Source organism: uncultured Pseudoteredinibacter sp., from assembly GCF_947502065.1.
Classification (GTDB): Bacteria; Pseudomonadota; Gammaproteobacteria; order Pseudomonadales; family Cellvibrionaceae; genus Pseudoteredinibacter.
Window position 1 is genome coordinate 129,567 of sequence record NZ_CANMYE010000004.1, and the last position, 13,449, is coordinate 143,015.

10 protein-coding genes are annotated in these 13,449 nt (G+C 47.0%); 3 read left to right on the top strand and 7 right to left on the bottom strand.

Annotated features, from left to right (window positions below):
- Window positions 1-121 precede the first annotated feature (121 nt).
- Complete coding sequence (locus tag Q1A41_RS12150; RefSeq protein ID WP_299979190.1) at window positions 122-1,999, top strand: serine hydrolase domain-containing protein; 1,878 nt, start codon at window positions 122-124, stop codon at window positions 1,997-1,999.
- Between the two features lie 93 nt (window positions 2,000-2,092).
- On the opposite strand, the gene clpB is transcribed toward Q1A41_RS12150, so the two are convergent.
- From clpB to rluD, 3 genes are all read right to left on the bottom strand, one after another.
- Complete coding sequence (gene clpB / locus Q1A41_RS12155) at window positions 2,093-4,726, bottom strand: ATP-dependent chaperone ClpB (protein ID WP_299979193.1); 2,634 nt, start codon at window positions 4,724-4,726, stop codon at window positions 2,093-2,095.
- 192 nt (window positions 4,727-4,918) lie between these two features.
- The gene (gene pgeF / locus Q1A41_RS12160; protein ID WP_299979196.1) at window positions 4,919-5,701 is read right to left on the bottom strand and encodes a peptidoglycan editing factor PgeF; all 783 of its coding nucleotides are present in this window, start codon (window positions 5,699-5,701) and stop codon (window positions 4,919-4,921) included.
- 36 nt (window positions 5,702-5,737) lie between these two features.
- The gene (gene rluD / locus Q1A41_RS12165; protein ID WP_299979199.1) at window positions 5,738-6,760 is read right to left on the bottom strand and encodes a 23S rRNA pseudouridine(1911/1915/1917) synthase RluD; all 1,023 of its coding nucleotides are present in this window, start codon (window positions 6,758-6,760) and stop codon (window positions 5,738-5,740) included.
- Window positions 6,761-7,150: 390 nt separating this feature from the next.
- Between rluD and Q1A41_RS12170 the strand changes: the two genes are divergently transcribed.
- Window positions 7,151-8,155, top strand: a complete 1,005-nt coding sequence (locus Q1A41_RS12170) for an outer membrane protein assembly factor BamD (RefSeq protein WP_299979201.1) — start codon at window positions 7,151-7,153, stop codon at window positions 8,153-8,155.
- Between the two features lie 74 nt (window positions 8,156-8,229).
- Here Q1A41_RS12170 and Q1A41_RS12175 read toward each other — a convergent pair whose 3' ends face one another.
- From Q1A41_RS12175 to Q1A41_RS12190, 4 genes are all read right to left on the bottom strand, one after another.
- On the bottom strand, window positions 8,230-8,520 hold the full coding sequence (locus Q1A41_RS12175; RefSeq protein WP_299979204.1) for a transcriptional regulator: 291 nt from the start codon (window positions 8,518-8,520) through the stop codon (window positions 8,230-8,232).
- Window positions 8,513-8,992, bottom strand: a complete 480-nt coding sequence (locus Q1A41_RS12180) for a hypothetical protein (protein ID WP_299979207.1) — start codon at window positions 8,990-8,992, stop codon at window positions 8,513-8,515. Before Q1A41_RS12180 ends, Q1A41_RS12175 begins: the two co-directional genes overlap by 8 nt.
- A gap of 243 nt (window positions 8,993-9,235) precedes the next feature.
- Window positions 9,236-10,594 carry an APC family permease gene (locus Q1A41_RS12185; RefSeq protein WP_299979210.1) on the bottom strand — a complete coding sequence of 453 codons (1,359 nt, stop codon included), beginning with the start codon at window positions 10,592-10,594 and terminating at the stop codon, window positions 9,236-9,238.
- Between the two features lie 132 nt (window positions 10,595-10,726).
- Window positions 10,727-12,088 (bottom strand): aspartate aminotransferase family protein, encoded by a 1,362-nt coding sequence (locus Q1A41_RS12190; protein ID WP_299979212.1) that lies wholly within the window; start codon window positions 12,086-12,088, stop codon window positions 10,727-10,729.
- 299 nt (window positions 12,089-12,387) lie between these two features.
- Between Q1A41_RS12190 and Q1A41_RS12195 the strand changes: the two genes are divergently transcribed.
- Complete coding sequence (locus Q1A41_RS12195) at window positions 12,388-13,290, top strand: LuxR C-terminal-related transcriptional regulator (protein ID WP_299979215.1); 903 nt, start codon at window positions 12,388-12,390, stop codon at window positions 13,288-13,290.
- Window positions 13,291-13,449 lie beyond the last annotated feature (159 nt).

Below are 13,449 nucleotides of genomic sequence, written 5' to 3' on the forward strand. Positions count from 1 at the left end.
ATTTGCCGGCCCCCCCCGCAAGGGGGGTCTTTTTCCCAAATGTATCTGTCGTTGCAAGACTAAAAACCGATACAAAGCTGCGACCAACAGCAGCAACATTATTTATCCTGAGATTTTAAATATGTCAGCCGTTATCCGAAGCCTTTTAATTCTCTCTCTGAGTCTCTTTTCCCAAACCTCACTAGCTAAAACTATCGAGGATTCAGTGGGCCTAGAAAGCTACATTGACGGCCTAGTGCACAGCGCAATGAAAAAACACCACAGCCCCTCAGGGGTAGTATTAGTCTATAAAGATGGTGTTCCATTAATCAGCAAAGGCTATGGCTGGCAACAACTCGCTAGAGCCGATGAACAAGCCATTGCCATAGATGTTAAGCGCAGTTTATTTCGCCCGGGCTCTATCTCTAAGCTTTTTACCTGGGTGGCGGTGATGCAATTGTTAGAGCAGGGAAAGTTAAATCTCGATACCGATGTCAATCAGTATCTGCATCAATTCAAAGTAAGCAACAGCTGGCCTGGGCAAACGATAAGCCTGCGACATATTATGACTCACACGACTGGATTAGAAGATGGTGCGCTTGGCTATCTGATTCTAGATCAGGAAGAGTTTGTACTGCCCTTAGCCGATGCATTGGAAAAATACCAACCCAAGCGAATTAACCCTCCCGGTAAACATACTGCTTATTCAAACTGGGCTACCGCTTTAGCAGGCTTAATCGTCGCCAATGTCAGCGGCTTAAGCTTCGAAGAATATGTTCAGCGCCACATCTTTGATGTACTCGGGATGAAATACGCAACCTTTGTAGAACCACCACAAACGCCACTCAATAAACATATAGTGCAGGCCTACAAGTGGTCTGCTGGTGGATATAAGCCCACCCCCTATGAAAGAATTTCCAGCTTTGCACCAGCCGGGTCGGCGGCCATCTCTGCAGAAGATATTATTCGCTTTGCTTCAGCCCTACTTAATGGCGGAGAGTTCAATGGCCAGCGTATTCTAAAGCAGGAAACCGTAGCGCAAATGATCTCTGAAGGTTTCAGTCATGACCCCAGAACTCGAGGCATGGGGCTTGGATTTATAAAAAGGCGTTTCGGGAATGATGGTTTAAAAATCTTTGGTCACGAAGGCGCCAGTGCGTGGTTTTATTCCCACCTGGGAATCTCCAAGCAAGAAAAGCTGATTGTATTTGCCAGTTTCAGCGGCGCTGGCGGCCGCCAAGTATATCAAACTTTTCTTGCAGAGTTTTATTCACACTACTTTGCAAACCCAGACGCAAAGCCTGTTTACCAAGCACTTTCAATTAATCAGTTACAGGAGTATCAAGGTGACTACCTACCTTGGCGTGCAAGCTTCAGTAAGGTCGAAGCTCTACTGCGTGTTCTAAACGGTCGCACTATTGGTGCAATAACAGCCCAACAGCAGTCTTATCTACTATATCGCGACACGCGCTATCAAATGGTTGATAAAGATTTATTTCAAGAGCTGGGAGGCTATGGGCGCATTGCTTTTCAGCGTAATAGCAATGGCACAATAGATAATATGATTGAAGATGGTAAAGCCTACACCCAGTACTATAAAGCCCCGTTCGCTGAAACCAAGACAACTGTATTATTGTGCCTGATTGCCATCCCCCTTCTTTCTTTTACTATTCTTATCCATCTTCTATATAAGCGTAAGAAGTTGTTAGAAAGTTCTAAAACTCTGTTTTACAGTCAACTCAGCTGGTCAGCTTTAACACTGTTGTTTTTTATAGTGATGACACTATCCTTGCTAAGCCTACCAACCATCGTTAATGGCTTCCCCAGATCAATTAGCTTAGCCTTGATTTTGCCTCTACTTTCGAGCTGCTCAGGGGCCATTCTGATAGCCGGGCTTGTGCAGAGTCTACTGAAAAGAAAGCCACAGCAAGTCACAGCTTGGCTTAGCGCGATACTGGCCCTTTCGACGCTGGCATTTTATAGTTATTGGAATCTTTTAGGTTTTAACTACTTTAGCTAAAAAAACGATTTAATTTTGAGCTGTTATAAATAGCAAGGCCAGTGAAGAATAAACCCTACACTGGCCTTTAATTTGCGTTTTATTGTGTGATTGCTAGCGAGCGTCAAAAGCTAATTTATTGCCGCTCAAGCTTGCCACTATCGTCTGCCCTGGCGAAAACTTACCCGACAATATATCTTCCGCTAGAGGGTTTTCAACTAAGGCCTGAATAGCACGCTTTAGAGGCCTTGCTCCATAGACGGGATCAAAACCTGCCTCAGAGATCATATCCATGACCGACTCATCAAGCTCTAAACTCAGCTCTCGCTCTGCCAAGCGCTGACTCAAACGTTCTAACTGAATATTCGCGATACTCTGAATATGCTCCTTACCCAGCGGATGAAACACTACAGATTCATCAATTCGATTGATAAGTTCAGGGCGGAAGTGTTGAGTAACAACTTCCATAACAGCATCCTTCATTGCCGCATAACGGGTTTCTGTTAAGGTAGAATCTTCGGCCGGCGCATTAAAATCGATGGCGTCATAGGAGCGGTCATTAGCCAAATCCTGAATTCGATCTGAGCCCATATTCGAAGTCATTACCACGACAGTATTGCGAAAATCTACCGTGCGCCCTTGGCCATCGGTTAAACGGCCATCTTCTAAAACCTGCAATAGAATATTGAACACATCAGGATGGGCTTTTTCGATTTCATCTAGCAGAACCACCGAGTATGGCTTTCGGCGAACGGCTTCAGTTAGATAACCACCCTCTTCGTAACCCACATAACCTGGAGGCGCACCGATTAGTCTGGCAACGGAATGCTTTTCCATAAACTCCGACATATCGATTCGCACCAAGGCTTCCTCGGTATCAAACAAGAAAGTCGCTAATGCTTTACACAGCTCTGTCTTACCGACACCTGTTGGCCCTAAAAATAAGAAGGAGCCATTGGGACGATTCGGGTCCGACAAACCCGCGCGAGAACGACGTACAGCGTTAGATACGGCAACAACAGCTTCGCTTTGACCGATAACACGCTTATGTAAATCATCTTCCATTTTCAGTAATTTTTCACGCTCACCTTCGAGCATCTTACTTACAGGAATACCCGTCCACTTGGAAACCACCTCGGCAATTTCTTCATCGGTAACTTTATTTCGCAGCAGCTGCATAGGTGCTTGCTCAGCTGTATCGGCTGTGGCTATCTGCTTTTCTAACTGTGGAATTAGACCGTATTGCAGCTCCGACATTCGCCCTAGATCACCTGCACGACGAGCAGCCTCTAAATCAAGCTTGGCTTGCTCTAACTGGCTTTTGGCTTCAGCGGATCCACTGAGTGCCGATTTTTCAGCACGCCAAATTTCATCAAGATCCGCGTATTTACGTTCAACTTCTAATATGTCAGCGTCAAGCAACTTAAGCTGTTTGCGTGCGCCTTCTGATTCATCTTTTTTAACCGCTTCACGCTCAATTTTTAATTGAATGAGGCGGCGCTCCAATCGATCCATATCTTCTGGCTTGGAGTCAATCTCCATACGAATGCGACTTGCCGCCTCATCGACCAAATCAATGGCTTTATCTGGCAATTGGCGATCGCTAATATATCGCTGGGAAAGTTTGGTGGCTGCAATAATCGCCGAGTCGGTAATATCAACACCGTGATGAACTTCATAGCGTTCTTTTAAGCCGCGTAAAATTGCAATGGTATCTTCTTCTGTAGGTTCATCGACCTGAACCTTTTGGAAACGACGCTCCAGAGCCGCATCTTTTTCAATATACTGGCGGTACTCATCTAATGTTGTTGCGCCTACACAATGTAATTCACCACGCGCCAAGGCAGGCTTTAACATATTGCCGGCATCCATAGCGCCATCGGTTTTCCCCGCACCCACCATGGTGTGTAATTCATCAATAAAGAGAATAACTTGGCCTTCTTGTTTTGACAGCTCATTCAAAACGCTTTTCAAACGCTCTTCAAATTCACCGCGAAACTTAGCCCCAGCTAGCAAGGAACCCAAATCTAAAGACAAAAGTTTTTTATCTTTTAAGCCCTCTGGCACTTCACCATTCACAATTCGTTGTGCCAAACCTTCAACAATTGCGGTTTTACCTACACCGGGCTCACCAATTAATACCGGGTTATTTTTGGTGCGACGTTGAAGAACCTGAACAGTACGGCGAATCTCATCGTCACGACCGATCACCGGATCTAACTTACCCGCCAATGCGCGCTCGGTTAAATCAACCGTATATTTATCTAAAGCTTGGCGGTTGCCTTCAGCTTCCGGGCTATTCACAGATTCACCACCTCGGATGGTTTTAATGGTGTTTTCTAGATGTTTAATATCACCATGGGCTTCTAAAAGACTGGCCAATGAATTATTGCCATCTTTCCAAGCTGCTAATAAAACAGCTTCACTGGCAATAAACTGATCGCCCTGCTGCTGTGCTGTTTTATCGGCGAGATTTAATAAACGCGCCAACTCACTAGAGAGCGGCACCTCACCGGTGGGGTTGCCAACTTTAGCGAGCTCCGTCAGTTTTTTCTCCATGGCTTGATTTAAACCCGCCATATCAAAGCCGGCTTGGTTTAATAATGGTCGCACCGCACTGCCTTGTTGTTGCAGCATCGCGGCCAATAAGTGTACGGCATCTAGTTGGCTATGATCTTGGCCAACGGCTAAGGATTGCGCTTCAGAAAGAGCGCTTTGTAACTGATTAGTCAGACGATCGAATCGCATAATCACCTCTATGTGTTTTACGAGCCATCAGGCCTCGTATCTATCACCCGCCTTGCATTCAAGCACGAGTCGCACATGGGGCTGCCCGCCCCATCTAGCCTTTTTAAACAATATATCAGGCTCTAGATATTAGATGGGGACAAGCTTTGATAATTCAACAGCTACTTAAACAACACGGTGGTTTTAGATGAGTTATTTGCGCCAGATCAAACTGGCCATGCGACCGCAGCGGCTGTCGCCAGCCTGACTAGAGCGCCGGAAGGAAAAGTAATTTTGCTCGTCAGCAAAGCTGCACTCATCGCCGCCATGAACATTAGTAAGCCCCAAACTTATCAATTGCGCTTTAGCAATAGCGGCCAAGTCTAAGTGATACTTCAAAGGATTACATTTAGATGGCAAGGATGCCGCTGCTGTAGCCTCAAGAATATCGGCACTTGGGGCGAGCTCAAAAAAAGTCTCCAATACTTCAATACCAACTTCAAAATATTGCTGACTAATAGCCGGGCCTATATAGGCTTGCCATGGGCTGCTCTTATTGCCCTGTTTATTTAACTCGCTAAAGTTATCTAATAGAATCCCATTCGCTAAACCTCGCCAGCCAGCATGAACCGCCGCAACCGCCGAACCATCTACACGCCACATTAAAACCGGCAAACAATCAGCGGTTAAAACTGCACAGGCCTGTCCTATGTCGGCGCTAAAACTGGCATCTGCGTTAGGGCATTGTTCCTGCCCGGCCTGAACCATCACGCAACTGTGCGTTTGATTTAGCCATTGAATGCTCTTCGCGGCCGGCATCGCGCTTAGCAACAACTCTCTATTCGCAGCGACTATGGTCGCATCATCTCCGACATGATCTGCAACGTTAAAACTGCTGTAGGGCCCCTGACTTTGGCCACCTGAGCGCCGGCTGATAAGCAAGCCGATGTTCTCTGGCAACGGTATATTAGGTACATAGTCAAAGTCAGTTGCCACTGTATATCTCCTTATCCCAAAAGCCCGCTTGCAATATTAAAGGGTCTCAAAACCGGTTTTGGACGCTTTAAGGTCAGCCAGTAAACCGACCATATCCGCAGGTAGCTCGGCATCCCACTCCATATATTCACCGGTACTTGGGTGAATCAATCCCAACTGTGCGGCATGCAGTGCCTGGCGCGGAAAACCGCGTAGCTTTTCAATCAGCTCTTTATCCAATCCCTTAGGAATTTTGAAGCGGCCAGCATAGGCCGAATCCCCAACCAAGGGGTAGCCGATATGGGCCATATGAACACGAATCTGATGAGTTCGACCTGTTTCAAGCTTCAGTCGAATATGTGTATAGGCATCAAAACGCTGAATCACCCGGTAGTGAGTGATGGCTTCTTTACCACCAAAATTCAGAACCGCCATTTTGGTGCGCTGCTTAGGGTGACGGCCGATATTGGCCTCTACCATACCGCCGCCCGTCATGACGCCTTGGGAAATCGCCTCGTATTCACGCGACACGCTGCGCTCTTGCAATTGTGCCACTAGGTCAGTGTGTGCTTCCAGAGTCTTTGCCACCACCATTAAACCGGTGGTGTCTTTATCTAAGCGGTGCACAATACCGGCGCGCGGAACATGAATTAGATCAGGGCAATGGTGCAATAGAGCATTTAATAAGGTGCCAGTATGATTACCCGCTGCAGGGTGTACTACCAAGCCCATGGGCTTATTTAATACCAGAATGTCGTTATCTTCGTAAACGATATCAAGATCAATCGCCTCGGGCTGCCAGCTGCCCTGCTCTTGCAGCTCGGCTTTCAATTCTAATTGTTCACCACCGAGCATTTTATCTCGGGTTTTGGCCTTAGCCCCGTTAACCGTGAGCTCACCGCTCTTTATCCATGCTTGTAATTTAGAGCGAGAATAGGAGGAGAACAGCTCGGCGGCCGCCTGATCGAGACGCTGGCCACTGGCCGTTTCTGGAACTGTGGCCGATTCTTCGACTTGTTTATTACCTGTATCTTCCGATAAATCTTCTAGCTCATCTACAGGAGGGATATTTTCATTCATTCTAATGTCTACCTATGGCCTGCTAGGCCAAAATCTATGCAGCGTTAATGCCACTGTGTATCTTCAAGCTTAAAAACAGTCTAAACGCCTGTTTTTTAAACAATACAGGACTTAACTGTGGCATTAAGATCAAAGGGTTTGCCTTTACCTTAAGGGCCTTAACAAGCTATCGAGGTATATCGGCTCTAGCAGAACGAATACCTTGGGGTTTCGCTCGGCCTTGTGTTTAAATAGCACCCTTAACTTTTTGTCAGCCAAATGATTGCAGCTGTGCTGCGACATTGTGACGGTATGACAACAAGCGATCGATAACTCGTTTGGGCGGAAAGCGGGTATTTTAAACCGTTTCCACAAGAAAAACTAAAACACTCCTAATAGAGAGTTCTGAACATGCAAAACTACCCCTACATCGGGGCCAAGCTGGTCTTAAGCCTTTTGTTGGCACTTACCTTAAGTGGTTGCTCTTACTTCCAAGATGAAGAAGAAGAGGATAAGCCACAGTATGATACCGAGCGTCAGTTTTACGAAGCTGCCAAGCGTCAGCTGGACACCAAGCAGTGGGAGCGTGCAACCAAAACCCTACAAGCCCTAGAAGAGAACTTCCCATTCGGAAAATACGCCGAACAAGCCCAGCTTGAGTTAATTTACGCCTACTTTAAGAGCTCTGAAACTGAGGCCGCCTCGGCCGCTGCCGATCGCTTTATTCGCTTGCACCCTCAGCACCGCAATGTGGATTACGCCTATTATATGAAAGGCCTATCTTCATTCTCTGAAGGTAAAGGTTTATTTGAGCGCTTTTTACCCACCGACCTTACCCGCCGTGACCCAGGTAGCGCACGTGAGTCCTTCACTTATTTCTCACAGTTGATTGCGCGCTTCCCGAACAGTCCTTACGCACCGGATGCTGAAAAACGCATGATCTACCTGCGTAACTTGTTAGCTCGCTATGAAATTCACGTGGCTAACTATTACTTTAAGCGTGGCGCCTATGTAGCAGCGACCAATCGTGGCCGCTATGTAATTGAGAACTTTCAAAAAACCCCAGCGGTTCCTGACGGTCTGGCGGTAATGATACAAGGCTACCACGCCTTGGGTATGGATGATTTAGCCGAGACAAACTTAGCGGTTCTTAAAGAGAACTACCCAAATCATCCGGCGATTGGTAGCGATGGAAACTTCAATTACCAGTTCCACGCTGATTCTGGCGAACGTGGCTGGCTGAGCAAAGCAACCTTTGGCTTTCTGGATAAGCAAGACCCACCAGGCTTTGATAGCCGCGCGGTTTACAACCCGGCTTACAAAACTGATCGTCAAGCTCGCCAAGCTGTTGATGCACAAGAAGCCAGTGGCGATCGCCCATGGTATCACCGCATTACTTTTGGTTTGTTTGAGTAAACACAAAAGCCAAAATCGAAAAAAGCCTGCATTTGCAGGCTTTTTTGTATCTACTGTTTAACGATTTTTTCAAATTAATCGTTTAACTCAGCGACAATTTCTTTTAATGCCGCCACATGGCCACCAAAGGCTTGCCTACCCACAGATGTCAAAGCGATCCAACTACGCGGGCGCGCATAATCACTGCGCTTGGTAATGCTGATATAGCCTGCTTCTTCCAAAGTTTTTAAATGTTTCGATAGCACCGAATCACTCACTTCCAGCTGCTCTTTTAGAAACTTAAATTCCAATTCCGAGGCCGTAGATAGAGCAGCACATATCTGCAAGCGATTCGGCGCATGAATAACCGTATCCAGTTTACTCATTGTTATTCCCAGCCCTTTGCAGCTCCCCTGCGGGATGCCAATGCTGAAAATACATCATCAACGCGGCACATAAGAATGCGGATACAAAAGGCGCAAACTCAAAACCGAGTAAACGCAGCTCCCTTCCAGCAATTAATAAAAGCGCAAACGCGATACCGCTGAACAGGTGAAACATTACCCCACTGCTGCTTTTAGGCAGAATATTTATCTTCATTCCTAGCAACTTAGCGCTATAAACCGCCAATAAGACAAAACCAAAAAACAAGGCGCCCCCAATCCACATGGCCAAGGCCCAGAGGTTATCGTGCTCGGTCATCCCCCAGCCAAACACAATAAAACCATAGCTAATGCTAATACAGGCCGACATCCACAGGGGCACTCTTAAGGCCTTCTGCATATTTTTTTGGCTGCTTTCAATTTCATTCAAGGCCGCCTGGGCGGCTTTTGCATCGATAGACTCGTTATTACTCATTCGCTCGCTCCTACACAGTTACTTTCCAATATGGAAAGTAACTATAGCCATTACTTTCCATATTGGAAAGTGATATTTTGAGTTTTTGATAATTGCCATTAAAAACAACAATCTACAGGGGTTCAGGCAACAGTCTTGTTAATGCTAATACGAGCTTCAGAGTAGTAATACGCTGAGAATGGGCAGGATTCGGCCGGCGGACAAGCGGTATCCGCCGGCTTAAAAGAACAAGAATTTTAGTAGTTAGTGACTTTGTTTTTCAGCTGCTCGAACCAAAACTTCACCTAATAACATAGTCACAATGGTGCCAATCAATACCGGCCACTGCATGCCCTCTTGAGGTACATAGATAAATAACACGATTGCCAATACGATGACAGCCAAACAAAGATAAGCCAACAAACGTGCCACAAAAGGACCGCCTGGCACTTTAAATGGACGCTCTCTATCAGCATCATCACGACGTAGCTTTAAGAAAGACAGCATCATGCCAATGTAGGTTAGTAAGAAGATAACCGCACTGAAGGAAAACAATGACCAGAATAAATCTTCATTGGAAGAAGCCATCAATCCATACAGCAATAGCACCACAGTGCTTACCACCCCCATCGCAATAGCGGCCCCAACAGGTGTGCCGAATCGTTCATGCTCTTTAGCGAAAATTTTTGGCAATTCACCGTCAATAGCGGCTTCGGCCATTGAGCGGTTACAACCCATCGCCCAAGTAACACCATTTGAGAAGAAGGTATATAAAGCCGCAATACCTAACACCGTCACGAAAGCCGAGCCTAAGCTTGAGCCACCAAACAGCATATTTAAGGTATCCACTAAGCCTTCCACTAAGTTCACATCGGCAACTGGAACCGCCGCTAAAACAGCGAAGGTACCTAAACTGTAAAACGCTAAAATAATTAAGCCCGAAATCAAAATTGCTTTTGGAATATCACGCGCAGGGTTTTCCATTTCTTCACTACTGGAGCTCATCAGCTCGAAGCCCAGCATGCCGTAGATGATGGCTGGAATATACTCCAAGCTGCTACTCCAATTCGGCGCAATCGTGCTTAGGTTAATTTCATTGGCCATGCCTTCGTTTTGTACATGCACCAAGCCACCTATGATCAAGGCAGCAAAAATCACGATCTTTAGAATAGCCCCCAAATTGGGCACCCACTTGCCGATATTGAGAGTCATAACATTAATGACTACGGCCACCCAGGAAAGCGCAATCCCCATCCCTATCTGCCACGCGAGCGATAGTTCAGGAGCAAACAGTTGCTTAAAGACACCTGCAAAAAGAATAAAAATAGCCGGATTCCAAAGAGCGGTATTTACCCAATAGGCCCAAGAGATTCTCGATCCCCAGCGCTTACCAAAGGCATTTCGCACCCAGGCATATACACCACCCTGCTCTGGGTAGCTGGTACCCATTTCCGCACTGATCAAACCAAAAGGTAAGAAGAAGATTAAACCTAAAAACAGCCACCAAAAAATGCTCGACACGCCCACCGCAGCAGCAGCCGCCAATGTGTCTAATAATAAAATGGCCGAAACGGTAAACAGAGTTAGGTCGGGTAATCGGAGAGATTTAATATGCTTGCTCATGAGGTACCTGAATCTATCGCTTAGATGCCGCTTGAGCGGCTTTTATAGTTTGTGTTGTTATTATGCTACACCCCACAAATAAGGGGCATAAAAAAAGCCCCAGTCTTTTCAGGCTGGGGCTAATGCACTACATCAAGTCAACTTGCTTAGAGTGATGTCTAAGGCTTTTTTCGCCTTCTCCACCAGCTCATCAATCTGTTCTTTAGTGAGCGTTAGCGGTGGCGCTACCACCATCATGTCGCCAACGGCGCGCATCACCAAACCACTTTCGGTACAGGCATCTCGACAAATTGCACCTGCGGTACAATCATCGTCAAAACGCTCGCGCGTTGTTTTATCTTTTACTAGCTCTAGAGCCGCCAAGAAACCTACACCACGAGTTTCGCCAACTAATGGATGCTCAGCTAACTCAGCCCAGCGCTTTTGCAAATAAGGGCCAGTCTCTTCGCGAACGCGTTCGATATGCTTGCCTTCTTGCAAAGATTTAATGGTCGCGATGGCCGCCGCACAAGCTGCAGGGTGACCCGAGTAAGTAAAGCCGTGGGTAAACTCGCCGCCTTTGCTTTTTAGAACATCAGCAACGCGATCAGAAACCATTACACCACCAAGAGGCTGGTAGCCATTAGTAACACCTTTAGCAAATGGCATTAGATCTGGCTTGGCGCCGTAGTAAGTAGAACCGAACCACTCACCAGTACGACCAAAGCCACAAATCACTTCATCACATACCAACAAAATGCCTTTTTCTTCACAGATACGTGAAATCTCAGGCCAGTAAGATTCTGGTGGAACAATCACACCGCCGGCACCCTGGATTGGCTCAGCAATAAATGCGGCAACCTTATCAGCACCTAGCTCATCAATTTTAGCTTCTAGCTGGCGGGCAACCTGAACACCAAATTCAGCTGGGTCAGTATCGCCACCTTCACCAAACCAGTAAGGTTGATCGATGTGAACAATGCCAGGCAAGGTCGCGTATTGCTTGTGCATGCCATTCATACCACCAAGGCTGCCTGCAGCGATGGTAGAACCGTGGTAGCCATTCTTACGAGCAATGATCGTCTTGCGCTCTGGCTGCTCTAGCAGATCCCAATAGCGGTGGATCATACGAATAACGGTATCGTTCGCTTCTGAACCAGAGTTGGTATAGAACACATTGTTCATATGCTCAGGTGCGATTTCAGTCAGTAGACGCGACAATTCAATTGAAGGCGGGTGGCTGCACTGGAAGAAGTTATTGTAAAACGGCAGCTCTGTTAGCTGCTGATTTACTGCTTCAACAATCTCTTTGCGACCGTAGCCTAGGTTACAACACCACAGGCCGGCCATGCCGTCTAGAATCTGATTACCTTCGCTATCGTAGATATAAACGCCATCGGCCTTAACGATAATACGGCTGCCCTTTTCGGCCAGCTCTTTAAAATCGGTAAACGGGTGCAGGTGGTGCTTGGCATCCAATTCCTGCCATTGGGCGGTGCTACGTACTTCGCTCATTCTCTTCTCCAATTCAGCCCGTGGCACCATGCTTTTGCTAGCGGGTGCCTTGATGATAGGGTCTTGGTGATACAATTCGTGGATTACCCGCTTATGGGATCATAAACAAGTGCCTGGCAACAACACCCCAACTGGGGTAGGCCAATGAAAATCAGCAAATTGCCCTTGCCCTGTCATTCGCCTTTAAAAACAATCAATTAGCGGGGCGTGGCCACGAAAGCAGGATTTGACAAGGCCCCAGCGCAAGATTAGATTGAGTAAATACCATAAGCATAAACAAACGCCAGAACCTACAAATCATGCCAGATCAAGCCAATAGCCCTACCGCGCTGCCTAACCTAGCCCAATGGAACCAGGCCTTGGCTCAAATTGTAGACCACTGTGGTGAAGAGGCTTTCTTTCCACAAATGGTGGCTGTATTGCAACAGCACTTAGAAGTGGATCACCCCCAAATATGGATGTTTCGCCGGGATCTCGCCCCTGAGGCCATCTACTACGAGATCGCCAGTGAAGAAGTTGATGTTCAAATCGATCGCTATATCGATGGTGGCTATTTACTCGACCCCTTTTACCTTTCCGGCATTAAGAATCAAAAATCCCCTGGGGTTTATCGCATTACCGAGATCAGCGCCTCGCATTTTAAACAGAGCGATTATTACCGCAGCTACTATGCTCAGCTGGATACCAGCGATGAAATCGCCTATATCATCGAGCTGGATGATGATGCCTGCCTGCACATCTCCCTAATGCGCAATAAGCAAACCCGGGCCTTTAGCGAGGAGGAGCTGGGCTTTTTACAAGAAATCGAGCCGAGCATTCGTAGCCTTTCCCAATTACATGCGCGCTTGGCCAATTTGGTGCAAATGGAGGGTGAGCGCATCGATGTGCGTGGTGTAAACAAAAGTGTGCATCGAGCTTTTGACCTGTTTGGCCGTTCGCTGCTAACCGGGCGCGAGAAAGACGTTTTGGGCTTGATGCTACAAGGCCACAACACCAATCTTTCGGCTGAAAAGCTTGGTATCTCGCCCGAAACCTTGCGCCGTCATCGCAAGAATATGTATCAAAAACTCGATGTTAGCTCCCAAACCGAGCTGTTCTCCTTATTTTTAAACTCCCTTTCTCATTTTGAGCAATCCCCCGGGGAAGACCCGCTAGCGAGCTATTTCGCCAAACCCGAAGCGGCCAGCGATAACGATAGCTAACCGTATTTTATACGGCTGAAGCGCCCCCAAACCGCCAATCCCAATGAAGCACTTACCCCAAACGGGGCATTGTTTGCTTTACTCACAGCGCTAGGATGTCATAAGGCCTGTTAACAGGCCCCCAAAGCTCGTTGGGCACAGCTACATCAAGTGCAGCAA

Coding starts and splice junctions, on each gene's coding strand:
- rluD (WP_299979199.1), bottom strand. CDS start 6,760: ATGAATGAAAATATCCCTCCTGTAGATGAGCTAGAAGATTTATCGGAA.
- Q1A41_RS12170 (WP_299979201.1), top strand. CDS start 7,151: ATGCAAAACTACCCCTACATCGGGGCCAAGCTGGTCTTAAGCCTTTTG.
- clpB (WP_299979193.1), bottom strand. CDS start 4,726: ATGCGATTCGATCGTCTGACTAATCAGTTACAAAGCGCTCTTTCTGAA.
- Q1A41_RS12175 (WP_299979204.1), bottom strand. CDS start 8,520: ATGAGTAAACTGGATACGGTTATTCATGCGCCGAATCGCTTGCAGATA.
- Q1A41_RS12195 (WP_299979215.1), top strand. CDS start 12,388: ATGCCAGATCAAGCCAATAGCCCTACCGCGCTGCCTAACCTAGCCCAA.
- Q1A41_RS12180 (WP_299979207.1), bottom strand. CDS start 8,992: ATGAGTAATAACGAGTCTATCGATGCAAAAGCCGCCCAGGCGGCCTTG.
- Q1A41_RS12190 (WP_299979212.1), bottom strand. CDS start 12,088: ATGAGCGAAGTACGTAGCACCGCCCAATGGCAGGAATTGGATGCCAAG.
- Q1A41_RS12150 (WP_299979190.1), top strand. CDS start 122: ATGTCAGCCGTTATCCGAAGCCTTTTAATTCTCTCTCTGAGTCTCTTT.
- Q1A41_RS12185 (WP_299979210.1), bottom strand. CDS start 10,594: ATGAGCAAGCATATTAAATCTCTCCGATTACCCGACCTAACTCTGTTT.